This window comes from Paraglaciecola arctica BSs20135 (genome assembly GCF_000314995.1).
Taxonomy (GTDB): domain Bacteria; phylum Pseudomonadota; class Gammaproteobacteria; order Enterobacterales; family Alteromonadaceae; genus Paraglaciecola; species Paraglaciecola arctica.
This window is the reverse complement of sequence record NZ_BAEO01000065.1, coordinates 166,952-191,132: the sequence shown is the minus strand read 5'-3', so window position 1 is coordinate 191,132 and position 24,181 is coordinate 166,952. Positions and strand designations below refer to the sequence as shown.

At 40.7% G+C, this 24,181-nt stretch carries 20 protein-coding genes; 14 read left to right on the top strand and 6 right to left on the bottom strand.

Going from position 1 to position 24,181, the window contains the following annotated elements; translation table 11 throughout:
- The first annotated feature begins 36 nt into the window (after positions 1-36).
- From GARC_RS23350 to GARC_RS23305, 10 genes are all read left to right on the top strand, one after another.
- Positions 37-768: a SapC family protein gene (locus GARC_RS23350; RefSeq protein WP_007625218.1), complete on the top strand. Its 732-nt coding sequence runs from the start codon at positions 37-39 to the stop codon at positions 766-768.
- A gap of 27 nt (positions 769-795) precedes the next feature.
- Positions 796-1,827 carry a cupin-like domain-containing protein gene (locus GARC_RS23345; RefSeq protein WP_007625216.1) on the top strand — a complete coding sequence of 344 codons (1,032 nt, stop codon included), beginning with the start codon at positions 796-798 and terminating at the stop codon, positions 1,825-1,827.
- A 22-nt stretch (positions 1,828-1,849) separates the two neighbouring features.
- A complete protein-coding gene (locus tag GARC_RS23340; RefSeq protein ID WP_007625214.1) occupies positions 1,850-3,337 on the top strand; it encodes a tryptophan halogenase family protein in 1,488 nt (495 codons plus the stop codon).
- 3 nt (positions 3,338-3,340) lie between these two features.
- On the top strand, positions 3,341-4,888 hold the full coding sequence (locus tag GARC_RS23335; RefSeq protein WP_007625212.1) for a tryptophan halogenase family protein: 1,548 nt from the start codon (positions 3,341-3,343) through the stop codon (positions 4,886-4,888).
- Positions 4,889-4,909: 21 nt separating this feature from the next.
- Positions 4,910-6,241: a GntT/GntP/DsdX family permease gene (locus GARC_RS23330; RefSeq protein WP_226989299.1), complete on the top strand. Its 1,332-nt coding sequence runs from the start codon at positions 4,910-4,912 to the stop codon at positions 6,239-6,241.
- Positions 6,242-6,363: 122 nt separating this feature from the next.
- Positions 6,364-7,932: a DUF418 domain-containing protein gene (locus tag GARC_RS27500; RefSeq protein ID WP_226989297.1), complete on the top strand. Its 1,569-nt coding sequence runs from the start codon at positions 6,364-6,366 to the stop codon at positions 7,930-7,932.
- 210 nt (positions 7,933-8,142) lie between these two features.
- Entirely contained in the window at positions 8,143-8,835 is a 693-nt protein-coding gene (locus tag GARC_RS23320; RefSeq protein ID WP_007625206.1) for a pirin family protein, read from the top strand.
- A 122-nt stretch (positions 8,836-8,957) separates the two neighbouring features.
- Complete coding sequence (locus GARC_RS26120) at positions 8,958-9,731, top strand: hypothetical protein (RefSeq protein WP_007625203.1); 774 nt, start codon at positions 8,958-8,960, stop codon at positions 9,729-9,731.
- A gap of 236 nt (positions 9,732-9,967) precedes the next feature.
- A complete protein-coding gene (locus tag GARC_RS23310) occupies positions 9,968-10,759 on the top strand; it encodes a substrate-binding periplasmic protein (protein ID WP_007625195.1) in 792 nt (263 codons plus the stop codon).
- A 48-nt stretch (positions 10,760-10,807) separates the two neighbouring features.
- A complete protein-coding gene (locus tag GARC_RS23305) occupies positions 10,808-11,554 on the top strand; it encodes a substrate-binding periplasmic protein (protein ID WP_007625194.1) in 747 nt (248 codons plus the stop codon).
- Between the two features lie 41 nt (positions 11,555-11,595).
- Here the strand turns inward: GARC_RS23305 and GARC_RS23300 are convergent, their stop codons facing one another.
- Positions 11,596-12,270, bottom strand: coding sequence for a nitroreductase family protein (locus tag GARC_RS23300; RefSeq protein WP_007625193.1), 675 nt, complete (start codon positions 12,268-12,270; stop codon positions 11,596-11,598).
- 63 nt (positions 12,271-12,333) lie between these two features.
- The gene (locus GARC_RS23295; RefSeq protein ID WP_007625192.1) at positions 12,334-13,938 is read right to left on the bottom strand and encodes an ABC-F family ATPase; all 1,605 of its coding nucleotides are present in this window, start codon (positions 13,936-13,938) and stop codon (positions 12,334-12,336) included.
- Between the two features lie 196 nt (positions 13,939-14,134).
- Between GARC_RS23295 and GARC_RS23290 the strand changes: the two genes are divergently transcribed.
- The 3 genes from GARC_RS23290 (at position 14,135) to GARC_RS23280 (ending at position 18,552) form a co-directional block, all read left to right on the top strand.
- Entirely contained in the window at positions 14,135-16,312 is a 2,178-nt protein-coding gene (locus GARC_RS23290) for an acylase (RefSeq protein ID WP_007625191.1), read from the top strand.
- 165 nt (positions 16,313-16,477) lie between these two features.
- A complete protein-coding gene (locus tag GARC_RS23285; RefSeq protein ID WP_007625190.1) occupies positions 16,478-16,855 on the top strand; it encodes a BlaI/MecI/CopY family transcriptional regulator in 378 nt (125 codons plus the stop codon).
- A gap of 2 nt (positions 16,856-16,857) precedes the next feature.
- The gene (locus tag GARC_RS23280; RefSeq protein ID WP_007625189.1) at positions 16,858-18,552 is read left to right on the top strand and encodes a M56 family metallopeptidase; all 1,695 of its coding nucleotides are present in this window, start codon (positions 16,858-16,860) and stop codon (positions 18,550-18,552) included.
- A gap of 107 nt (positions 18,553-18,659) precedes the next feature.
- Here GARC_RS23280 and GARC_RS23275 read toward each other — a convergent pair whose 3' ends face one another.
- Both GARC_RS23275 and GARC_RS23270 read right to left on the bottom strand, forming a co-directional pair.
- A complete protein-coding gene (locus GARC_RS23275; protein ID WP_007625187.1) occupies positions 18,660-19,091 on the bottom strand; it encodes a 3TM-type holin in 432 nt (143 codons plus the stop codon).
- Between the two features lie 17 nt (positions 19,092-19,108).
- Positions 19,109-20,485, bottom strand: a complete 1,377-nt coding sequence (locus tag GARC_RS23270; protein WP_007625186.1) for an N-acetylmuramidase domain-containing protein — start codon at positions 20,483-20,485, stop codon at positions 19,109-19,111.
- 250 nt (positions 20,486-20,735) lie between these two features.
- Between GARC_RS23270 and nhaA the strand changes: the two genes are divergently transcribed.
- Entirely contained in the window at positions 20,736-21,935 is a 1,200-nt protein-coding gene (nhaA, locus tag GARC_RS23265; RefSeq protein WP_007625185.1) for a Na+/H+ antiporter NhaA, read from the top strand.
- 56 nt (positions 21,936-21,991) lie between these two features.
- On the opposite strand, the gene hutG is transcribed toward nhaA, so the two are convergent.
- Together hutG and hutI are read right to left on the bottom strand one after the other, a co-directional pair.
- Positions 21,992-22,945, bottom strand: coding sequence for a formimidoylglutamase (gene hutG, locus GARC_RS23260; protein ID WP_007625184.1), 954 nt, complete (start codon positions 22,943-22,945; stop codon positions 21,992-21,994).
- A 4-nt stretch (positions 22,946-22,949) separates the two neighbouring features.
- Complete coding sequence (gene hutI, locus GARC_RS23255; RefSeq protein ID WP_007625183.1) at positions 22,950-24,161, bottom strand: imidazolonepropionase; 1,212 nt, start codon at positions 24,159-24,161, stop codon at positions 22,950-22,952.
- Positions 24,162-24,181: the final 20 nt, after the last annotated feature.

Below are 24,181 nucleotides of genomic sequence, written 5' to 3'. Positions count from 1 at the left end.
GCATTTAATAAAACAACCAGTAAAGCGAAACACGCTATGAGTAAGGCTACTGTCTTAAATAATGTCGATCATAAAAATATAAAGGTTGATACTCGACCTGGATCCAATAATACCCAGCAAGTTAACCGTTCTTTGGTACATGCGACCGAAATAAGCGAATTACATAAAGAATTTCCTTTAGTATTTTACAAACATTCTGAAACAAAACAGCTGCAATTACATGCCATTCTTGGTCTTGAAAAAGACGAAAACTTATTTATGGGAGAAAACGGCTGGATCACCCGATTTGTGCCGGCATTGCTAGCCAGAGGCCCGTTTAGTTTAGGTTATAAAAAGGCTCAAGAAGAAGGTGAACCGCCAGCAGATCCCGTTATCTGCATTGACATGGACGATCCCCGTGTTAACCAAACCCAGGGTGAAGATGTTTTTCTGCAATTTGGTGGAGAAGCGCCTTACCTTGAATATGTCAAAAAAGCATTACAAACCATAGATAGCGGCATACAGTTTGATAAAACTCTGTTTAGTCTGGTTGAGTCAATGGACTTGTTGGAGCCTGTGTCGATTCAAATCAAACTAAGTAATGTCGAAGAAATCAATTTTAGTGATTATTATACGATTAACCAACAGAAATTGGCGAGTTTGGATGGCGAAAGCCTAAGCAAGCTAAATCAATATGGAGTGCTGAGTCTGCTGTATTTTGTGCTCTCTTCAATGGGCAATTTCCAACAGTTAATTGCACTCAAAAATGCAAAATCAGCGATGTTTTAATACTCTTCGCAATGAGGAAGAGCCTGCGTGAAAAATAAACAAAATACAGTAACCGTACTGGAAGGCATAACAGCAGATTCCATCCCGTTTGATGAGTTATTTGAACAGGATCAACCTGTCATTTTAAAAGGCCTGGTGAAAGACTGGCCTTTGGTTAAAGCGGGGCAACAATCAGCTGACAAAGTCATGGAACAACTGGAGTTGAATTATAGTCAACGTCCGATGTTAGTTTATAAAGGATCTCCTGAAATAAAAGCACGGTTCGGCTATGACAAGTCTTGTACCGGTTTTAACTATTCCAGTGAGCGAACTACCATTCCTGAAGTGTTTAAAACCATCCGCAGTCAATTGACTCAGCAGCAGCATGATTATCTGTATATTAACTCCCTTAGGTTTGACGAAGGTTTTCCCAATTTGTATCAAAGCAATAGCCTAGCTTTTGAACATCCTGAATTTACAGATAATCAGCCAGTTGCCAAAATCTGGCTAGGCACAGAATCTGTTGCGGCCGCACATTTTGATCAGCCCAAAAATATCGCCTGTTGTGTATTAGGCAAAAGACGTTTTACTCTGTTTGCACCTGATCAAGTGGACAATTTGTATCCCGGGCCATTGTCTCCTACACCTGGTGGGCAAGTGGTCACTTTGGCAGATCTCAGCAAGCCTGATTTCACCCGTTTTCCTCGATTAAAAACCGCCCTTGAAAATGCCTATATTGCTGATTTAGAACCAGGAGACGGCCTATATTACCCCAATATGTGGTGGCACGAAGTTGAGGCCTTTGATCGTTTTAACGCCATGGTGAATTTTTGGTGGATGACTGCCCCACCTTATTTGGGCAATCCTATGGATGTGGTAATGCACGCCATGATGAGCGTAAGAGATCGCCCAGCCAAGGAAAAAGAAGCGTGGAAAGCGTTATTCGACTACTACATTTTTGCTGATCCTGAACAAGTTCGCGCACATTTACCGCCTGAGAGTCATGGGGAATTTGCTTCAATGGACGATAATCTAAGCCGTCGCTTGCGCGCAATGTTACGCAACAACCTAAATCGCTGAAGATAAGAGACAAAATATTAACATGAATGCAAAAACCAAAGTTGTAGTAGCAGGAGGCGGAACGGCCGGTTGGCTAACGGCATTTAGCCTAGTTACTCGCCTTGGTACGCTACTGGACATCACCCTAGTCGAATCCGACCAAATTGGCACTGTGGGAGTGGGAGAAGCAACCATTCCTACTATGCGTGCTTTTCATAGCTTAATCGGTATTGATGAAAAGGAGTTTATGGCCGCCACTCAGGCAACCTTCAAATTGGGTATTCAGTTTGATAATTGGGGCCAACAGGGTGACAGTTATTTCCATTCTTTCGGTGAAATTGGTCAACGTTCGTGGATGGCCGAATTTCACGAATTCTGGATGGAAGCAAAAGCCCAAGGATTTGGCGGTAATCTACAAGATTATTGTCTTGAACTCAAAGCCGCTAAAGCCAATAAATTTTCCACTTTTGTAGGTAAAAAACCGGTTAACTTTGCTTATCATATGAATGCCACAGACTACGCGGCCTATTTACGTAAAAAAAGCGAAAGTGCTGGTGTTAAAAGAGTAGAAGGGCGCATAGAGCAAATACAAAATGATGAAACGGGTAATATCTCGTCACTAACATTGAAAGGCGGTGAACAAGTATTTGGTGATGTGTTTATCGACTGTACTGGGTTTAGAGGGTTACTCATTGGTGATAATTTAGATGTTGAATATGAAGACTGGAGTCATTGGCTTGCAGCAGATAGTGCCATAGCAGTGCAAACTCAAGCAGTAGAAGCGCCTCGACCTTACACCCAGTCCATTGCTCATTCAGCCGGTTGGCAATGGCGGATCCCTCTGCAAAATCGCGTTGGTAATGGCATTGTTTACAGCAGTCAGTTTTTATCTGAAGATGAAGCCCGCCAAACATTGTTAGCTAATCTAACGGGTCAAACAATCACTGAGCCAAGGACACTTCGTTTTAAAACAGGTAGGCGTAAAAAGGCATGGCATAAGAATTGTATTGCCATTGGGCTTGCCAGTGGATTTTTAGAACCCTTAGAATCAACCAGCATTCACCTTGTCACCACCGCCATACTTAGGCTGATGAAGTTGTTTCCTTTTGGCGGTAATACCACCATGTTAGCAGAACAATTTAATCGCGAGACTCAGTTAGAACTAGAAACCATTCGCGATTTTGTTATTTTGCACTATCACCAGACACAACGAAACGACAGTCCATTTTGGGATCATTACCGCACTATGCAAGTGCCTGATTCTCTTGTGCATCGAATGGCCATGTTTCGTGAAAATGGTTATGCGTGGCCTGATGATGTCTCGTTGTTCCGAGTAGATTCCTGGGTGCAGGTTATGATGGGGCAGGGACTAATGCCTAAACAGCATCATGGGGCGGGTCGTGTTTTACCCGTTGAAGGATTAAAACAGCAAATGATGGCTCTAAGAAACATGATAGATAAATCTGTAGCGCAAATGTCCGAACATGGCGACTTTATTCAAACTTATTGTCCCGCTCAGAATGGGCGATAAACAATGAAAACCACAGTCGTGATTGTAGGAGGTGGTACAGCAGGTTGGTTAACGGCAGGTATTATTGCTGCCAAACATTGCTCGGTAGACAACTCAGCCTCCCCCTCAACACAGCAAACTGAAGTAATTTTGGTTGAATCCCCCGATGTTAAAAATTTAGGGGTAGGTGAGGGAACTTGGCCCACTATGCGCGATACTTTGCGTCAGATTGGCATATCTGAACGTGTTTTCCTTTCCTGTTGTGATGCTAGTTTTAAGCAGGGGTCGAAATTTGTCGGTTGGTTAGATGAAGGAGATGAATATTATTATCACCCGTTTATGGCACCAGCAGGTTATGGCTCTGTTAGCTTGGCTGAACACTGGTCAGCAACGCCGAAAGACATTGATTTTGAAAGTTGGGTTAGTGCCCAAGGCACTATCTGTGAGCAAAATTTAGCGCCCAAAACCCCACAAATGTCTGAATACGCTTTTGCTTTGAACTACGGCTACCATTTGAATGCCGGTAAATTTGTGAAAATGTTGCACACTCACTGTGTTGAAAAGCTGGGTGTACAGTATATTCAAGGACACGTAGAACATGTGCTTGAAGATAAAAATGGTGATATTTCTGAAATTGTCTTGGCCAGTGGCCAGCATGTTGCTGGTAATCTATTTATAGATTGCAGTGGTTTTGCCGCCATATTGATTGGCAAACATTATCAGATCCCTTTTCAATCAAAGCAGCATGTTTTGTTTAACGATACTGCCTTGGCGTTGCAAGTCGATCATGGGTCCGAAGACGTGCCGATCGCCTCATGCACAGTGGCAACTGCGCAAAAAAATGGCTGGATTTGGGACATTTCATTGCAAAGCCGACGTGGAATTGGCCATGTGTTTTCTAGCGACTTTAGCGATGTAGGGCAAGCAGAAGATGCTTTGTTTAACTATGTGAAAAATGATCCTTTTCTTGCTGCACAGGACATAACTCCTCGCAAAATTAAATTTACACCGGGTCATAGAGACACTTTCTGGCATAAAAACTGTGTTGCTATTGGTGTCTCCGCGGGGTTTGTCGAGCCATTAGAGGCAACCGCTTTAGTTTTGATTGAAAAGTCAGCCGAATGGATCAGTGAGCAGCTTCCTAGAGATCGCAGTGCAATGACGGTTTTGGCAAATAGATTTAATCTGCTCACGTTACAAAGGTGGCAGGAAATCATTGATTTTCTGAAGTTGCATTACGTACTTACAAATCGCACCGACAGTGAATATTGGCGAGCACATCAACAAGCGGATTCCATTCCTGAAAGTTTACAGGACGCCTTGGCCTTATGGCGTAGTCAAGCGCCTGGGGTGTATGAAACGAACCAACGTTTTGAGTTGTTTTCCTCTGCCAGCAAACAATATGTTCTATATGGAATGGGCTTTCACACAACCCGAGAACAATGTGGTCTTGCACATCAAGAAATATCAATGGCAAAACGATTTCGCAATGAAACCATACATGCCACTGAAAAATTACTCAGTGTTTTACCCTCTAACCGACACTTTTTAAGTAGATTAAAGAAAGTTTAAAAACAAGGTATTACCATGGATATGAGTTTGTTTTTTGTGGCTGGAGCGGGGATAGCACTATTACTGTTTCTTGTTATCACCTTGCGAGTACCGGCTTTTTTAGCCCTTTTAATCACCAGCTTGTTAGTTGGACTCGGATCGGGTTTAGAGCCAGAACAAGTTATCAACTCCATAAAAAATGGCATGGGTGGCACGCTGGGTTTTGTGGCCATTGTAGTCGGGTTAGGGGCCATTCTTGGTCAGATATTAGAAAGTTCCGGTGGCATTGAACGTATTGCGGGTAGTTTAGTGCGGTCTTTTGGTCCTGAAAAAGTGCAATGGAGTTTAGGATTAACTGGGTTCATTGTGGCTATCCCGGTATTTTTTGATGTCGCATTTATCATACTTGCACCTTTATTATATGGCCTTGCCAACCGTTCTGGGCGTTCACTTTTATATTATGCGATCCCACTGTTAGCAGGGTTAGCTATTACCCATAGTTTTATTCCCCCAACACCGGGTCCTATTGCCGTAGCTGAATTGATCAATGCTGATTTGGGTTGGGTTATCTTATTTGGAGCATTAACAGGGATCCCAGCAATGATTATCGCTGGCCCATTGTTTGGGAAATTCATAGGCAAAAGAATTTTTATTGCGGTACCTGATGCGCACAAAACACAAGGTAAACCATCTGATGTGCCATCACCAAGTTTTGCTTGGGTGGCTTCAATCATATTGTTGCCACTTCTGCTTATAATGTTGGCTACTACCGCTCCTTTCGTACTGCCACAAGATAGTGCTTTATTAGAAACACTTAGCTTTTTAGGACATCCGTTTGTGGCCTTAACTATTGCCACAATATTGGCTATGTTGATTGCCCATACAAAATGCGATTTAAGTAGCCAATCGCTACTGAAAATTGCTAATAAAGGTTTGGAGCCTGCTGGCGTGGTCATTTTGATTACTGGCGCTGGTGGCGCTTTTAAACAAGTATTGATTGATTCAGGGGTCGGACAAATGTTGGCTTCGGTTTTTATTGAAGCGCAATTTTCGGTGTTAGTTTTAGGGTTCTTAATTGCAGCAATCACTCGCATTGCTCAAGGTTCAGCAACAGTCGCAATGATTACTGGTGCTGGTCTCATTGCTCCGGTTTTAGCATTACAACCCATGTCTGCAGCGATGTTAGGTTTATTGGTAATAGCAATTTCATCTGGCGCAACCATTTTGTCACACGTAAATGACTCTGGTTTTTGGTTGGTCAGTCGTTATCTTGGCATGAGCGAAAAAGACACTTTAAAGTCGTGGACGGTAATGACCACCCTTATCTCGTTCACGGGATTAGCCAGTTGCCTGCTGATATCTATGTTTCTATAAGTGACTATGGGCAAAACATAAAAACTGCATGCTCACATGGGCCTACACAGTCTGTAACATTGTTATCTAGACAAAATTTTAACCTCGGCTTACCCTTATTCAACATTTATAGATAAGGAACAATGATGTCTGATAAGGATTTTTCTGAACATCAAAACGCTGTTGCAAATGCAGCATTAACAACTACACCCGCCCCACTTACTCCTGTTGCATCCGATCAAAGGATAAATGCCTTAGATATTTTGCGTGGTTTTGCATTGATTGGCATTTTAATGATGAATATCGAGTGGTTTGGCCGCCCTATTGCTGATATCGGTGGTTTTAATACTGAACTCACTGGTCTTGACCATGCAGTTGGCTGGCTCGTTCGGTGTTTTGTCGAGGGTAAATTTTATAAACTTTTTTCCTTGTTGTTTGGCATGGGTTTTGCGGTGATGTTGACTCAGGCAATGCGCAAGGATAGGCCTTTTGGAGCATGGTTTTCTCGCAGAATGTTAGTGTTGTTTGTGTTTGGTCTGTTACATATGGTTTTTATTTGGCAGGGCGATATTTTGCATGACTATGCTTTTGCTGGTTTGCTTATGTTGGGTTTGATTTATTTATTACGCAAAAAACGTTTTGAGAAGTTCAACAACCCCAGCTCAATATTAAAGTTAGCTTTGTGGTGGTTAAGCATTCCCATGCTGCTCGCTAGTTTAGTTGGTGTAGGTTTTGGGGCGTTTTATGACCGCGCATCACTTTCAGAGCAATGGCAAGAAAGCCAAGAAATGAGCGTTTTAGTTTCGCAACTTGAAACTGAAGCTGCTCAAACTAAAGAGTTATCAGACACAGAGTCAGGTGAACCTTCCGCAGATACTTCAGAGGTGTTGCCAGATGACGAAGCAAATACTGAGCTGCTGCAAGCTGAATCAGACAAAGTTGAAGAAGCTGTTGAATCGGAAGATATTGAGTTAACACCTTTAGAGCAAGCTCAAGAAATTTTTGAATATGAACAAGAACACGCAAAAGATTTGGCTGAAGAAATAGTGGCACTTAGAGATGGCAGTTATTGGCAGGCTACAGTGTTTAGAACGAATGCATCGTTACAGTGGTTGATGTTTACGCCATTATTTGCGCTCACTATGTTATTGCCGATATTTTTGCTTGGATATTGGTTAGTAGTATCAGGGGCGATCAAAGATCACGCAAAACATCCTAAACTATTTGGTTATATGGCCCGTATTGGTCTTGGTGTAGGTTTAATTGTAACTGTGGGTAGCCTAGTGATATTGGCGCACCCAGGGGTTGAAGATATTATGCCTATTCAAGGTGCCGCTAATGTTTTGTTTAATGGCGGGCAATTTTTTATGGCCGCCGGTTATCTAGGGCTTTTGATCAGGCTGTTAGACAGGCCTAAGTGGTATAAAATGTTAGCAAAATTAGCTCCAATGGGACGCATGGCTTTAACTAATTACATAATGCATTCTTTAATTTTGAGTAGCCTATTTTTTGGTTATGGAGGTGGTTTATACGGCGAAATTTCCCGTGCACCACAAATGTTGATTGTGCTTGCGATAGTAATGATACAAATTCCATTATCTAGCTGGTGGTTAAAGCATTACCAGTTTGGCCCCTTGGAATGGTTATGGCGTTCTTTAACTTATAAAAAGTGGCAGGCTTTTAGGGTCGTACCTAAGCCAATTTCTGGATAAACAACGCCTGTCAGCATCGCTATCTCTGCCTCTCGCTGGGTTCCTGGTTATTAGTTTAGATGACTAAACCATATATCTCGAACCCAGGCTAACCGTTTTCTTTAATATTAAATGTTCTAAAAAATAGAACAGACTAAGCTAAATATTGCGTTATTTTTTATTAGAGAACAGACATATACTTTCCGCATCAACACAACCGAGGAATGTATCATGTTAGTTTTAAGACCATCTTTACAGCGCGGAAGCTCAGACCATGGCTGGTTAAACAGCCACTTTTCCTTTTCTTTTTCTGAGTATTATGACCCTGAGCATATGGGCTTTTCAAAGCTACGTGTGATCAATGACGATATTATTCAACCCAGTACGGGGTTTGGTACTCACGGGCACCGTGATATGGAAATTATCAGTTATGTACTCGAAGGTAATATCTCTCATAAAGATAGCCAAGGAAATGTTAGAACCTTGCCAGCAGGTGAATTTCAATTGATGTCGGCAGGTAGTGGTATTTCACACAGTGAGCATAACCATTCGAACAATGAAATCCTGAAATTATTGCAGATTTGGATTGAGCCTAATGTAAAAGGGCAAGCTCCGGGATATCAGCAAAAAGACTTTGGTCAAAGGGAAGGCTTAACTCACGTTATTAGTCCTGATGGGATAAATGGCACATTGCAGATCAAACAAGATATGCATCTTCATCAATTGCTCCTAAATGCTGGACAGCAAAGCAATCTGACAAGCGTACTACCTAATCAGTATGTGCACTTAGTGAGTGGAAGATTGCAGGTTAATGGCGTTGAAATGGCGCCGGGAGATGGATTAAAAATTACTGATGAAGAAAAGTTGGATTTCAAATCAGTAAGCGAAGAGGCGATTAAAGCTTTAGTGTTTGAATTGCCTTAAGCCGAGTTTAGGTTAAATTATAAAAAATTGGCGAAAACCCTGTTAGTTCATGTATTGAATACAACTGCCAAGTAGTTTAGGATTTTTATAAGTTAAACAGCAAATGGAAAGGCGTAAACTCAATGATCCTTCGCCGCATTACAAAACACGTCAGGGAGCAGAATTGGTTCGCAATTTGGCTGGACTTTTTTATTGTTGTTATTGGCGTTTTTATCGGAATTCAGGTCTCAAAGTGGAACGCCAGCCTTAGCCAAAAAGAACGCGCCCATAGCTATTTAGAACGGCTTGAATCTGATTTGGCAAGTGATTTAGAAACCATCAACAATCGACAAAAATTCTATAGCAATGTAATTCTGTACGGTAATCAGGCGTTAGCTTATGCAGAAGCAGAAGAGCAAAACCGTGAAGCAAATTGGCCGATGGTTTTAGATTTTTTTCAGGCTAGTCAAATTTTTCAGTATTACCCTAACGATGCGACTTATTCCGAATTAAAAAGTGTCGGAGACTTTAATTTAATCGAAAATGCGGATATCCGTTCTATTCTAACAAAATATTATTTAACGGGAACCGAGCAATACGACTTCGCGTTTCGAGATGACCCCAAATATAGAGAAACTATTCGAGGACTCACGCCCTCTAAAGTTACCAACTTCATATGGAAAAATTGTCATGAAAACACACAAATAAATGAACAGCGCTTTTTAGAATGTGACTCCCCCATTGAAGCCGCTGAAATAAAGCGAGTCCTTAATAATTATGTTAGTAGACCTAAGGTTGTAGAGGAGTTGCGTTTTTGGATGTCGTCCTTACAAACAAGCCAGAACATACTTAAAACAGTGAGTATTAGCGCTCAATCACTAAAAAATATTATTAGCACCGAATTGGCTAAAAGCTAATAACGTCCTTTGTAAGCGAAGCGCCTTGTGAGCCCTACGGTAAAATGTGTTTGCCATAGGTTGACCCATTTATTACGTCTGTCCCAACCAATTTCATCATAATTGAAGGTCAAGTAAAGCCTGTTGTTGTCCATTGCTTAGATTAGAGAACGCGTTTATTCTACTTATCCCGAGTTAAGGTTACCTATACTCACATTGCATTTTTCAAAAAATTCAAGTCGAAGGACTATTTTTAGATGTTTTACAAAAGTAAGTTAATCAAAGGTTTTAGAGGATGGTTACTGCTATTCAGCACCTCTTTATTAATATTTAGCCATAGTATTTGTGCTAACACGTTAAATATAGTGACTGAACATCTAGCACCTTTTCAGATTGTAAATGCCGAAGGAATAGGTGGCCTATCAACTGAAATTGTTGAAACAGTATTAAAAGCTTCGGGTTATCAATACGTTATCGAAGCACACCCTTGGTCCATGTCTTTTAATAGAGCTAAACAAGAAGAAAATACCTGCATTTATTCATTAGCTTATATTCCAGCTCGAAAATCGATGTTTAAATGGGTTGGGCATATCATTAAAAGCTCTATCTCATTTTACAGTTTGGCCAATAATCCAATAAAAATCAGTCGCTTAAGTGATGCTGAAAAATATAATACGGCGGTTATTAGGGACGACGTGACGCACCACTATTTATTAAATAATGGTTTCGTAGAGAATGAAAATATCTATGTCATGGATAGTTATGACTCATTATTAAAATTGCTTGATACGCCAAGTCGTAATATCGATTTAGTTGTGATTAATAATGACTTAATCCGCAATAGATTAGAAAACATTCAAGAGACTGCAAAGTACAAAGCTGTTTATTTACTTGAGGATTTGACCCTTGATTTTTATTTTGCCTGTAGTCTTCAAACAAAACAAAGCGTTGTAGATGACATTAAGGAAACAATGGCAAGTTTGGAGCAGCAAGGAGTACTTTTAAAAATTAGAGAGAAGTGGCAAAAAAGCATGAGTGATCTATTGTGATTTTTCTTGAAACCCTTGTATGTACTAGTGCTAATAGGAAAGATTGAAGTGAACTGGCTAAAAAAGTATTGGTTATTTTTATTTGTATCGTTTGCCCAGGGCGTAAAGTCTGAAGAATTAGTCTTGGTTGTAGGCCTAACAAAACCTCCTTACGTTATCCAATATGAGAATTCAGGGTTCGAAATCGAGTTGATGCGAAGTGTGTTAGCTACTTTAGATTATGAGATTTCAATATTGTACGTTCCATATGGGCGCACCTACGAAACAATGCAAAAAATGCAGGCAGATATAGGACTCACTCTATCTGATAAAATGGGCGTAGACAGTGATATATTGAGTCTGCCCTATGTTAGCTATCAAAACGTGGCTGTAAGTCTGTTGAAGAAATCGATTAAGTTGCATAGGTTGGAAGACCTTCAAGGCTTTACTGTGGTTGCTTTTCAGAACGCCAGAAAAGTTTTAGGCACCGCATTTGCGACAGCAGTCAAAACAGGCCCATTGTACATCGAGTTACCAGAACAGCGTAGACAAGTAGAATTATTACTTGCTGGCAAGGTTGAAGTGATTGTTCTGGATATCAACATTTTTAAGTACTTTTCAAAGTCGATAACAGGGGCTAGCCAGATGGAGAAAGTGCAGGTACATAGTCTTTTTCCATCAATTCAATATAGAGCCGCTATTAGCGATCCTGTTTTGCGAAAAGCATTCAATCGAGCCCTTTCAGAGTACCTCAACACCGCCGAATACAGTAAATTAATGGCAAAATATGACATGACCTTTACACCTCAAAATTAGACTGTAAAGCTACAGTTAAGTTATCCTGAGTTCGGCTTAATTTATATAAAAGTGGCTATTTCACTTAGTGTTTTTTTGTTTAGTGCATGCTGTGGCACAGTGGCATCTTCTGCGGGATAACCCACAATCAACAACATATATGGTCGTTCGTTATCAGGGCGATCACATATTTTGGACAAAAAACTCATAGGTTTAGGTGTATGGGTCAAAGTTACCAAGCCGCTGTGATGCAATGCATTGATGAGAAAACCTGTGGCAATACCCACAGACTCATGTACGTAGTAGTTAGTTTGTTTATTGCCGTCTTTTTGCTGAGTATTTTTTTGGCTAAAAATAGCAATTAGCCAAGGGGCATGTTCTAGATAAGGTTTATCGGCATCGGTGCCTAAGGGTTTCAGAGCGCCTAACCATTCATCTCCACCACGACCATCGTAAAAGCCTTTTTCGTGGGCTTCAGCCTGCTCGCGGACTTGTGTTTTGACTTCCTTTGAATGAATAGCTACAAAATGCCAAGGTTGGTGGTTGGCACCATTTGGCGCAGTGCCAGCAGCTTTAATACAGTTTTCGATGATGGATTTAGAGACCGGATGGTCACTAAACTTGCGAATACTATGGCGACGTTTGATCTCTGCGTAAAATTGTTCGGAGCGCACCAGCATTTCTGCTGGTGGATATTCTATAAAATCCTTTAGTGGTAAAGCATCATGTTCTTGCATGGGCGTCTCTTTTATTTTTTGCCCACTGTATTTTATCGAGACGGATTTTGCCAGAAATTAACGCTATGCCACTTTTAATGCAGCCTCACGGCTGGATAAGTATTCATTGTAAGTACCTTGGAAATTGATGACTTCTTGCTCAGAAATTTCAATTACTCGGGTGGCCAAAGAGGATACAAATTGTCTGTCGTGGCTAACAAATATGAGCGTACCATCGAATTTTTTGAGGGCATTATTTAATGCTTCAATCGCTTCCATATCCATGTGGTTGGTGGGTTCGTCCATAATCAGCACATTGATATCCGACATCATTAATTTACCAAACAACAAACGGTTTTTTTCTCCGCCCGAACAAACCTTAGCTTTTTTATTAAAATCGTCAGCGGTAAATAACAAACTACCCAACAAAGCGCGTACGGCTAGATCATCGTGTTTTGGTGTACGCCACTGTGACATCCAATCAAACAAGGTTAGATCAGTGTCGAAGTCAGCTGTGCTGTCTTGTGGGCAATAACCAATAGTAGCGTTTTCAGACCATTTGATGACGCCAGAACTGGCTTGTAAGTCATCTATCAAACAACGTAAAAAGGTCGTTTTGCCTACGCCGTTTTCGCCGATTATTGCTAGTTTTGCACCGGCTTCTAAGATTAAGTCTGCATTATTAAACAGTGGTGTGTTATCAAAGCCATGACCCACTTGCTCGAGGATCAAAGCCTGACGATGTAACTTTTTATGCTGTTTAAGTATGATCTTAGGTGTGCGACGGCTGGAAGACTTCACTTCATCTAAAGTGATTTTGTCCATTTTTTTAGCGCGAGATGAGGCTTGTTTCGCTTTTGATGCATTGGCTGAAAAGCGGTCAACAAAGGCTTGCAGTTCGTTTATTTCGGCACTTTTCTTGGCATTTTCTGTGATCAATTGTTCTTGAATTAACGAAGATGCTGCTTGATAAGCTTCATAGTTACCTGGGTATATACGTAGCTCGCCGTAATCTATGTCTGCCATATGCGTACATACTGAATTTAAGAAATGACGATCATGAGAAATAATGATCATGGTGCATTTACGTTCATTCAATACTTCAGCCAACCAATTTATGGTGTAAATATCCAAGTTGTTGGTTGGTTCATCTAGTAATAATATATCTGGATTGGCAAATAAGGCCTGTGCCAATAATACCCGTAATTTTTTACCGGGAGCAATTTGCGCCATTAGACCAAAATGAGAATCTTCTGCAATGCCAGCTTCTAATAGAATATCGCCTGCACGGGACTCGGCAGTGTAACCATCCATTTCAGCGAATTGAGTTTCAAGTTCAGCTACATGCATACCGTCTGCTTCGCTCATTTCTGGCTTAGAATAAATTTCGTCTCTTTCTTGTTTGATTTTCCAGAGTTTTGCGTCACCCATTATAACGGTGTCGACTACTGTGTATTTTTCAAAAGCGAACTGGTCTTGGCTTAGTGTGCCGACCTTATCCCCAGGAGTAATAGACACATTGCCAGCGCTTGGCACCAATTCTCCACTAAGAATTTTCATAAATGTGGATTTACCACAGCCGTTAGCACCAATAAGTCCGTAGCGGTTGCCGTGGCCAAATTTGGCCGAGATGTTTTCAAACAAAGGCTCAGCGCCAAATTGCATGGTGATATTTGCAGTAGAAATCAAAAGTAGGTCGTCCAGAAAAAAGAAAATTAATCGATATGCCTAACAAGTGGAGTACCACTCGAGAAACAAAGGCCGCGCATCATACGGAAATATGCTGCTAAAGTCGAGCCGGATTGACGATTATTTATACAGTGGTTGTACTTCTCATAAACTGCTTGGTAGCATTATCTAGCCCGCTAATTTTAATGGATTATTTATGTCTATTCCCTTTGCTTCAAAATCCTTTGTTGTATTGTTAATACTTTTTGTATCTGCATGTGCTTCACCTCCACCCATTAGCGAAATTGACCGCTTAACGGCTAGAGCACAGAAAGTTGAAATTATTCGCGACGATTTTGGGGTGCCACATATTTACGGCAAGACAGATGCAGACGCGGTATTTGGTTTGTTGTATGCCCAAGCAGAGGATGATTTTAAACGGGTTGAGCGCAATTACATTTGGGCCATCGGTAGACTGGCTGAGGTTGATGGCGAAACAGCTATATACAGTGATTTACGGGCTCGTTTGTTTATGACCATTGAACAAGCAAAATTAGCTTATGAAAGCTCCCCTGCATCACTTAAAGCTTTATGTGATGCCTTTGCTGATGGACTCAATTATTACCTGGCCACACATCCAGAAGTTAAGCCTGCTTTATTAACAAAATTTGAACCGTGGATGCCGATGTTTTTTTCTGAAGGGTCGATAGGTGGCGATATTGAACAAATTTCAGTAAAAGGTATAAAGGCTTTTTATGGCAGCAGAATTGATAATCCAGATACACCAGACTTAGCTATGGCAGAGCCTAGTGGTTCCAATGGTTTTGCTATTTCCGGCAAGTTGACTAAATCTGGGCATGCGATGTTATTGATCAATCCCCACACTTCTTTTTACTTTCGACCGGAAGTGCATGTTGTCAGTGAAGAAGGTCTAAACGCTTACGGAGCTGTGACTTGGGGGCAGTTTTTTGTTTATCAGGGGTTTAACGAAAAAAATGGCTGGATGCACACTTCGACTCATGTGGATTTTATGGATGAATATCTTGAAACCATTATCGAACGTGGTGAGGATGTATATTATCTATATGATGGTGATGAATTAAAGTTTGATGTTTCAACTGTATCCTTGAAGTATCGCGATGGAGACAGCTATAAACTTAAAACGTTTGCTACTTATCGTACTCATCATGGGCCAGTGACACATATGATTAACGGGCAATGGGTAACGACGCGTATTAATTGGGATCCGGTTCAGGCTTTACAACAATCATTTATTCGCAGTAAAACCTCAAGCCACGATGAATTTCGCAATATGATGGACATGCGTACCAACTCGTCAAACAACACAGTTTATGCCGATGCAGATGGCAATATCGCCTATTATCACGGTAATTTTATCCCTAAGCGTGATCCCCGTTTTGATTATTCTAAGCCGGTTAATGGTTCCATTAAAAACACAGACTGGAATGGTCTGCACACAGTAGATGAAACTATTAGTATTCTTAATCCTGCTAATGGTTGGATCCAAAATGCTAACTCTACACCTTTCACTGCTGCCGGTGAATTTAGTCCTAAAGCAAAAGATTATCCAACATATATGGCCCCGGACTCTGAAAATTATCGTGGAATACACGCAGTTCAAGTCTTAACCGATCAATCTGATTTTACTTTAGACAAGTTAATTGAGGTAGCTTATGACCCCTATTTACCCGGTTTTAAAACCCTTATATCAGGCCTTATAAAGGCTTATGACGGATCCAGCAAGCCTCTAATAAATTTAGCTGAACCCATTAATGCACTTCGTCAGTGGGATTATCGGGTATCAGTGGATTCTACCGCGATGTCTCTGGCCCATTTTTACGGTATGCAATATTTAGCTAAAGGCTCTCGTGCAAAGGGTCAAAGTTTCATGCAAAGAATAGAACATTATGGCAGTGGCTCGCTGCGCTCAGAAAGGTTAAGCATCTTTGAACAGGCAGTAGAAAAGCTGATCGCTGATTTTGGTCAGTGGAATACTCCTTGGGGCGATATTAATCGACTACAAAGACTCACAGGCGATATTGATTTGCCTGTGGACGACACACAACCAAGTATTCCAATTGGTTTGGCATCGGGTCGATGGGGCGCTTTAGCGGCTTTTGGCGCTCGTAGTGTAAATGGTAGTAAAAAACTTTATGGTTATAGAGGTAATAGTTTTGTAGCTGTGGTGGAATTTGGCGAAAAAGTAAAAGCAAAATCGTTACTGGCCGGCGGGCAAAGTGGTGACCCAGCCTCTCCTAATTTTTATGACCAAGCTCAGCGTTATGCCCAAGGTCAGTTTAAAGATGTCGCCTATTATAAAGAAGACGTGCTTAAACGAGCTGTTGAGAGGTATCGACCTGGTTATCGCGAATAGTTTACAAAAAGGGGACAGATAAGACTTTCCGTAGATAGATTTAAGCAACTGGTCGCCTGTCATGCTCATTTCCAGCTGCGACTTTAATAAAGTTATTGACATAGTGCGCCTCCATAAACTACATTTGTAGTAGTTTCTACTACAAATGTAGTTTATGGAGGGTGTATGAAATTAAGTGATTTTGAATTAGATGTAATGCAGCGCTTTTGGGATGAGGGATCATGTTCTGCATCCGCAATACATAAATCTATCTCTGCAAATAAAAAAGTGGCCTATACAACAGTTAAGACCATTGTGGATCGCCTTGAAGAAAAGGGAGCTATTAAGCGTGAACGACTTGATGGACGTTCGATTGTTTATGCGGCCGTTATCAAAAAAGAAGAAATCTCTAAAAAATTATTACCTGATTTAGTGCGACGTTTTTTCCATGGCAACACTAGCCATTTAATCACACATTTAATCAGCAATGATAAGTTGAATGAAGAAGATATTACCTATTTAGAAACGTTTCTAGCGGATAGAAAAAAGAACAAGGATAAATAGTTATGTGGGATTATTTGATAACCAATACCTTAATATGTTTGCTGGCTTTCTGTATGTTGTTTTTGCTGAAAGATTCACCTGCTCGATTAGGTTTTTATGTTGTGATTACTGCGTTAGTCGCTTGGTTTATACCTTGGCATTTAGTATCAGAGATCCCGGCTTTATCTGAGTCGGTAAACCCATTTACAGAAAACATCTTTAGTTCTTTGTTGTGGTTGCAAACTGAACAAGCAAGTTATGTCAAAGGAGCTGTCGACTCAGCGGTAAATATAAATAATGCCACCATAAAGGGTAGCGAAAACTTCCTTTTTGACTTAATAACTTGGGAGACTGTATTCGGGGTATTTTGTGTGTTTGGTTTGATTTTATTTATAAAGGATATAGTCAATTATCATTTCGACCTTAAACACTGGTATGACTTTTCGATAGAAGACAATAGCCTTTGGGAAGATCATAATTTCAAAAAACATCGCATTTCTATTCGTATTCTCGATGGTTGCGCTCCGGGTATGGCGACTGGTTTGTTTAAACCAATAATCTGGCTTAATAGAAAAAATCGAAGATCTAAAGAAACTGAAACTATTTTGACTCACGAGCTTACTCACATATTACAAAATGACCCTGCTTGGATGTGGTTTATTAATTTTATACAGCGTTTATTTTGGTGGAACCCTTTGGTAAGACTATTAGCTAAGTCGGCTCGGCAGCAAATTGAACTCAGTTGCGACGAAAAGTGTTATCAGCAATTACATGAACGGTACTCAGATGATTTGGTGAATATATTACTCGAAGAAGCTAAGGCGCCTACTCAGTATATTGCAACCATTTCGATGGCCAGTGGTTCAAATTTTAATGTTAAACGAGTAATAAAATTAACTAAGGAAATTAAAATGAAATTTAAACATATAGTGGTCGTAATGTTCGGCTTTAGCCTGTTTAGTTTTGTAGGTGTGGCGGTTAGCCAGCAAGATGAAAGTTTGACTAAAAATTTGACCGAAATTGAAAATAAACAACAACGTTCTGCAAGAATTAATCTTTATCGTGACAATGAGTTACATAACGAATTAGTTGATGAGTTACTGCAAATAACAAGGCTTGCTAAAAGTAATTCAGAAGAGACACTAAAACAAATTCTAGTTGATTTAGCTAAATGGAATACCACTAGAAGAACTGGCCCAGAGCAACGTTCTGAAAGCGCATTAAAAACGATGAGTTTTACTATAAGTTGTTATTTATTAGATAAACTAAATCGTTATGATGAAATCCCAGATTCCTACGACGTTTTATTTCCAGAGACGCCTATTGAGAAAGCCTTATTTCTTAAACATCATGTAGCAACGGCTTATATCAAAATGGGTCAACCAGAAAAGGCACTCGATTTAATGGCTGATGTTATTCAACGTCAACCAAAACCTAAGTCAGGGTCGTTAAGCTTGATTGCTCAAGCTAATTTAGCTGCCGCTAATTATAATGAAGTGATTGCCGTAGCAGAACAAATCACTGAAAGTTCTGGAAATGAACGAGTAAAAATTTATGCTCTTAATCTTAAACGTTCAGCCTATTTAGCTATGAATAAAGAAGATAAAGCGAATGAAATGAATAATATATTAAAAGACACATATTCAGTCGAAGGAAGTGAGCCCAAGCTCATGGGATTTGCCTCTCCGCTACTTCCATATCTGACTGCAGTAAATTAAAGGATTGGTTATTTACGCTACCAAGCCCTTGTTATTTTTTAATGGAAGCGACTATTGTGATCTAGTTGTAGTAGCTATGTTTTGTAAAAGCCTATTTATGGCTAGGGTTAACCCCTAGCCATATCGTCGCCTTTTGTATCAGCTGGTCGAGCTTTTAAATACTGTTGAGTCATTTTTTCCGCAGAACGACCCGCTACATAACCACCCAAACCAATTTGTAATAGAGTCCATGCGTCACCTGCCAGCGGACTAGGTAACCAACCAAAGCTATCAAACACTACTAAAACTAAAAAAGTTAACATAGTGATAGGCCTCCAGTTGCGCTGCATCCATGACTGGCCTGTTGCTTCGGCGGTGATTATGGCGGTTTTACCCTCCAGTAGTTTGCTTTCGTAATCAATGACTTTGGCTAATAACTCGTTTTCTACCGCTTTGATTTGTGCCTGAAGTTTAAGTTTTTCTTCGTCGCTGGTGTGTATCTCATCGATTAACTTTACGGCTGGTTCAAAGATGTTACTGATAAAAGAAAAAACGTTCATATCCCCTCCTAGGAATTTTAGTGTTCTGAGTTAGGCATCATCTTTTTAAATGCCCCATAGTGTTTTTGTATTTTGTCGCCATATACTTTTTTCTGACCTTTACCGTTGTACATGCCAGCAAAATCTTCAAAAGCGAGATCTTTTAGGTACTGCAACATTCTCGGTGAGAAAAAATCGAAAAGGCCGTTAACTTGACCCTGAATACTGTCAGCAAAGGCATCAAACATTTCCACTACAGATTGGTAACCAATACGCTCAAAATGAAACCCCATAATTTGAGGGGCACCCATGCTGATAGATAACATTGCCGCGTTTTCATCTAACTGACGAGCAAATTCAAATATTTGCCATTCGTTTAATTGACGACCATGAAATGATAGCCATTCGCCACTGGGTTCCCTTCGCCATTCATGGCCTTGCCATACTTTGTTATTACTGTATCTAAAATGTTGGCGAAATTGTTGTGGGTTGTGTTTGCCCCAAAATTTCCAAAATTTGTGGTTTTCGAAACGAATGATCATACGGTCACTGTTGTTTTGTTCAAAACCTTTACCTGAGCTTTCTACGCAGAGCACAGCTAAAGCACAGGCCACATCAAGCTGCTTTTTATCGCTTAATTCAGTTAATAATGCGCCCCATCTGTTCCATGTTGCTGCGGCATTGCGTTGTTCATTGGTGCCGGTAACAGTTAAAATTGTAGTGGGGGTGAGACGGGATAATTCTTGACCCAATTCTACTATCGGAATACCGATGTCATCTTGATGATCTGCTAAAGCGATAGGGTCTAATTGTTCGTTGTTGGTCTTGGTTGGATCTATTGGTTTTAAATATTGACTGGCGACATAACCTCTATTGCCATTGAAACGAATTTGACTCCAACTTTGTTGTCTTCCTTCAACCCAAATTTTGCCATCAAAGTTAAGTTGACCAAATAAGCTGGCGTTAGAGTAGGGGGCTGAGCGAACATTCAAGAGGTCGGTGCTGACCTTGGCATAATATCCCTTTGATACGTAAACCAAATCGACATACTTTGCGGCAACATAAGCAGTCTCACCATTAAATTCTATTTCTAACCAGTCATTTAGAAAGGCTAGGGTTTTAATGGAGGCGCCACGACTGATTGTTGCTAAGTGTTTGGCGCTAGATGATGGGGCTTGGCGCACATTCAATCTGTTGATGTTTACTGTGCCAGTGAGTCTGGCCAAGTCGTTAACTGGTTTGAGGTAGTGGGCTGATACAAAGCCAAAGGTATCGTTGTAGTTAAGTTGTATCCAATTATCAAAAGGTCCATCACCCTTAACCACCATTCCCTCAGTGAGTTGCCCTAGAATGGCTCCACTGGAAGTGGGCATACTACGTACGTTGAGTAACGAAGTTGAAACAGCGCCTAACATTGACCTATTCCAAATAGATAGGGAGTAGAAAATGTGTCCAGCATGTCAGTTATCCTTTGACCAATGAATATTCTATTTATGTTTTTAAGAATTAGCAGATAATCTTAAAAATGCCATTAATATCACGTAGTATTGCTTGGTATTATCTATAAATAGTTTTGAACTCAAATACGGTTTCTAACGTATTAAAACTCAAGTTAATTTTCTACTTCATTCATTACTAGCGGCCACGTTAGTAAAAGGACCATCAATGCAAGAAAACCCTAGCGTCATCCAAAAGTTCTTTCAGCACGAAGCTGCGAGTGGATTTATTTTAGTTTTCGCCGCGGTGCTCGCCATGATCATGGCAAACAGCCCACTTAATAATTTTTATAATGGTTTGTTGGAAATCCCAGTCAGTGTGCGTTTTGGCGCCTTTGAAATCGCCAAACCCCTTATTTTATGGGTCAACGATGGCCTTATGGCTATCTTTTTCTTTTTAGTTGGCCTAGAGATAAAACGTGAAATTTTAGGTGGTAACTTATCTTCACCTTCGCAAATCACCTTGCCAGCAATAGCTGCTGTTGCTGGGATTGTTTTTCCCGCGTTAATTTATGTTTGGTTTAATGCTGATGATCCTGTGGCAATTAAAGGTTGGGCTATCCCTTCTGCCACAGATATTGCTTTTGCTGTTGGCGTATTTACGATTTTTGGTAAGTCATTACCTCTGAGTTTGAAATTATTTTTGCTCAGCGTCGCCATATTCGATGATATTGGTGCCATTGTTATTATTGCCTTGTTTTACTCGCAAGATTTGTCAACCACATCTTTGATTGTAGCGGTATCTGGATTGGTGGTGTTATTCGCTTTAAACAGATTTAAAGTGCGTACTCAAGCGGCTTATATTTTAGTTGGAGTGGTAGTTTGGGCTGCGGTGTTGAAGTCTGGGGTACATGCTACGTTAGCCGGTTTTGCTTTAGCTTGGTTTATTCCAATGACGGTCAAGAATGAAGATGGCCACCCTATGCTTGAGCATATGGAACATCAGTTACATCCATGGGTCGGTTTTTTTGTACTACCTATATTTGCTTTTGCCAATGCTGGTGTTTCATTTCTCGGTGCCAGCTTAGACAATATATTCAATCCTATTACTTTGGGTATAGCGGCGGGATTGTTTATAGGGAAACAGGTGGGTATTTTCGGAATATGTTGGTTAACCGTCAAATCTGGTTTAGCTAAATTACCAGAACATGCTACTTGGCCTCAGCTATATGGTGTGACCTTGTTGTGCGGCATTGGTTTTACTATGAGTCTGTTTATTGGTTCGTTAGCCTTTGAAGATCAACCACTTGAATACCAGGTTAGTGTAAAAGTGGGAGTCTTATTAGGTTCGCTACTGTCTGCCTTTATTGGCGCTTTTATATTAGCGAAAGTAGGTAACCAAGGTAATAAATCCACTCCATCGCCTTAGAGTTTTATCTCTGATAAAGAAAGTTTAAATAGCCAACAATTTTTGTTGGCTATTTGTTATAACTTGCTAAATTTGCCGCCAACTACTTCGTAAATCAGCCTAGCTGCCAGCTTCGCTGTTCTGTTGTCAATATCATAGTTGGGATTCATTTCTGCAATATCTGCTAATCGCCAGTTATAGTGAAAAGCCGCTTGTGACTGAGCTATCCAGCGCAGCATTTGAATGACAAATTCTACTGAAATACCCAAAGCACTAGGCGCACTGACGCCAGGCGCAACATTAGCCGCAAATGCATCAAGACAAACAGTGACATAAAGCTCATCGACCTGTTTTAACATCGGCTCAAGCAGTTGTTTCGCAGCGTTAGTATTGCAATCAATATCCAGTAAGTATCGAGTGTTGGTTTGCTTGGCATAATTAAATAATGCTGTGGTATTTGACGATTCGGCGACACCCAAGCAGGCATAATGAAACGGTTGACTGTTTGTTTTGCAAAATTCAGCAATTTGTCTAAAGGGCGTGCCTGAACTGGTTTTTTGAGCAGGATTACGCAGATCAAAATGGGCATCAAAATTAACAATGCCAATTTTTTTGTTTGAGCCAGATCTAAGATGCAGAACTAAGCCTTGGTAACTGCCCCAAGCAATTTCGTGTCCGCCGCCTAAGCCGATTACAAATGAATGTTCATCCAGGTTTTTGGCTATTTGCTGGGTATATTGATGTTGGGAATCACTCAAAGATGTTGCAGCTACAATATTGCCAGCATCGAATAAATCACAATCTGCATGCCAAGCTAAGTTCGCCAAAGCATTACGGATAACATTTGGACCTTGATCTGCTCCAATTCTGCCTTTATTGGCGGCCACACCTAAATCACATTCAAAACCGAGCAGGGCGCAACTATTGATTTGTTGTCGGGTATCTATTATCTGATGCCAGCGTAATCCATTTTGACCGTCTTCGGTATCTTCACGGCCTTGCCAGTGATAGCTTTTATTTAGTTTCACCATGTTATTAACAGCCCTTTCCAGCAAACCACTTAGATTCTGGTCTATGTTGATTAATGCCATACACTAGCTCTGCGGGATGTTCGATATCCCATAAACATAAGTCAGCATCTAAGCCTTCTTTAATTTGCCCTTTGTTAGTGAGTCCCAATGCTTTTGCTGCATGAGCGGTGACTCCATAAAGCACTTCTTCTGGGGTCAAACCAAACAACACGCTCGCCATATTCATTATGGTTAAGATGGATGCTATAGGTGAGCTGCCGGGATTTAAATCTGTGGCTATCGCAATAGGAACACCATTGGCTCTTAATTCAGCTACAGGTGGTTTTTGGGTTTCACTAAGGTAATAAAATGCGCCGGGTAATAACACTGCAACAGTACCTGAGTGTTTTATTGCGGGGATATCTTTAGGATCTAAATATTCAATATGATCCACCGAAAGCGCACCAAACTCAGCTGCCAATTTGGCACCTTTCAAGTCAGAGAGTTGCTCAACATGGGCCTTCACATTTAATTCGTGAGTTTTAGCTGCTGCAAAAATCTTGCGACATTGTGCCGGTGAGAACCCTATGCTTTCACAAAATACATCGACACAATTTGCTAATTTTTGTTTAGCCACAACAGGTATCACTTGCTCGCAAATAAATTGTACATAATCATCTGGGTTAGAGCGGTATTCTTTAGGAACAGTGTGTGCACCCAAGTAAGTGGTTACTATATTCACAGGCAAATGCTCAGCAATTTGTTGGGCAACCTTGAGCATTTTTACTTCGGTATGCATATCCAAACCATAACCCGACTTCACTTCAATGCAGGTTACTCCTTCTTCAGCTAATCTCGCGGCGCGCTTAATTGCACTAGTTAGCAGTGTTTGTTCAGATGCTTCTCTAGTGGCATGCACCGTACCTAAAATGCCGCCACCTTGTAGGGCTATTTGTGTGTAGCTTTTGCCTTGCAAACGTTGTTCGAACTCATTGGCTCGGTTGCCGCCATAAACCAAGTGAGTGTGACAATCGATAAAGCCAGGTAATAACCATTTGTTTTCGCCATCGAATCTTTGTTTGCACTGATAAGAACCTTGAGAAACATCGAATATGGCCAGAACCTTGCCATTTTTTACGGCAACAGAAGACTGAGAGAGTAAGCCGTAAGCTTTGCCATTTTTTTGCATTGAAGCAATACGCACATTGTCTATTACCACATCACACTGCTCAGTCATGACTTATCTCTTTCGGTTTA

Coding starts and splice junctions, on each gene's coding strand:
- hutI (WP_007625183.1), bottom strand. CDS start 24,161: ATGACTGAGCAGTGTGATGTGGTAATAGACAATGTGCGTATTGCTTCA.
- GARC_RS23310 (WP_007625195.1), top strand. CDS start 9,968: ATGTTTTACAAAAGTAAGTTAATCAAAGGTTTTAGAGGATGGTTACTG.
- hutG (WP_007625184.1), bottom strand. CDS start 22,945: ATGGTGAAACTAAATAAAAGCTATCACTGGCAAGGCCGTGAAGATACC.
- GARC_RS23275 (WP_007625187.1), bottom strand. CDS start 19,091: ATGAACGTTTTTTCTTTTATCAGTAACATCTTTGAACCAGCCGTAAAG.
- GARC_RS23330 (WP_226989299.1), top strand. CDS start 4,910: ATGAGTTTGTTTTTTGTGGCTGGAGCGGGGATAGCACTATTACTGTTT.
- GARC_RS23340 (WP_007625214.1), top strand. CDS start 1,850: ATGAATGCAAAAACCAAAGTTGTAGTAGCAGGAGGCGGAACGGCCGGT.
- GARC_RS23320 (WP_007625206.1), top strand. CDS start 8,143: ATGTTAGTTTTAAGACCATCTTTACAGCGCGGAAGCTCAGACCATGGC.
- GARC_RS23350 (WP_007625218.1), top strand. CDS start 37: ATGAGTAAGGCTACTGTCTTAAATAATGTCGATCATAAAAATATAAAG.
- nhaA (WP_007625185.1), top strand. CDS start 20,736: ATGCAAGAAAACCCTAGCGTCATCCAAAAGTTCTTTCAGCACGAAGCT.
- GARC_RS26120 (WP_007625203.1), top strand. CDS start 8,958: ATGATCCTTCGCCGCATTACAAAACACGTCAGGGAGCAGAATTGGTTC.
- GARC_RS23300 (WP_007625193.1), bottom strand. CDS start 12,270: ATGCAAGAACATGATGCTTTACCACTAAAGGATTTTATAGAATATCCA.
- GARC_RS23335 (WP_007625212.1), top strand. CDS start 3,341: ATGAAAACCACAGTCGTGATTGTAGGAGGTGGTACAGCAGGTTGGTTA.
- GARC_RS23280 (WP_007625189.1), top strand. CDS start 16,858: ATGTGGGATTATTTGATAACCAATACCTTAATATGTTTGCTGGCTTTC.
- GARC_RS23290 (WP_007625191.1), top strand. CDS start 14,135: ATGTCTATTCCCTTTGCTTCAAAATCCTTTGTTGTATTGTTAATACTT.
- GARC_RS23285 (WP_007625190.1), top strand. CDS start 16,478: ATGAAATTAAGTGATTTTGAATTAGATGTAATGCAGCGCTTTTGGGAT.
- GARC_RS23270 (WP_007625186.1), bottom strand. CDS start 20,485: ATGTTAGGCGCTGTTTCAACTTCGTTACTCAACGTACGTAGTATGCCC.
- GARC_RS27500 (WP_226989297.1), top strand. CDS start 6,364: ATGATGTCTGATAAGGATTTTTCTGAACATCAAAACGCTGTTGCAAAT.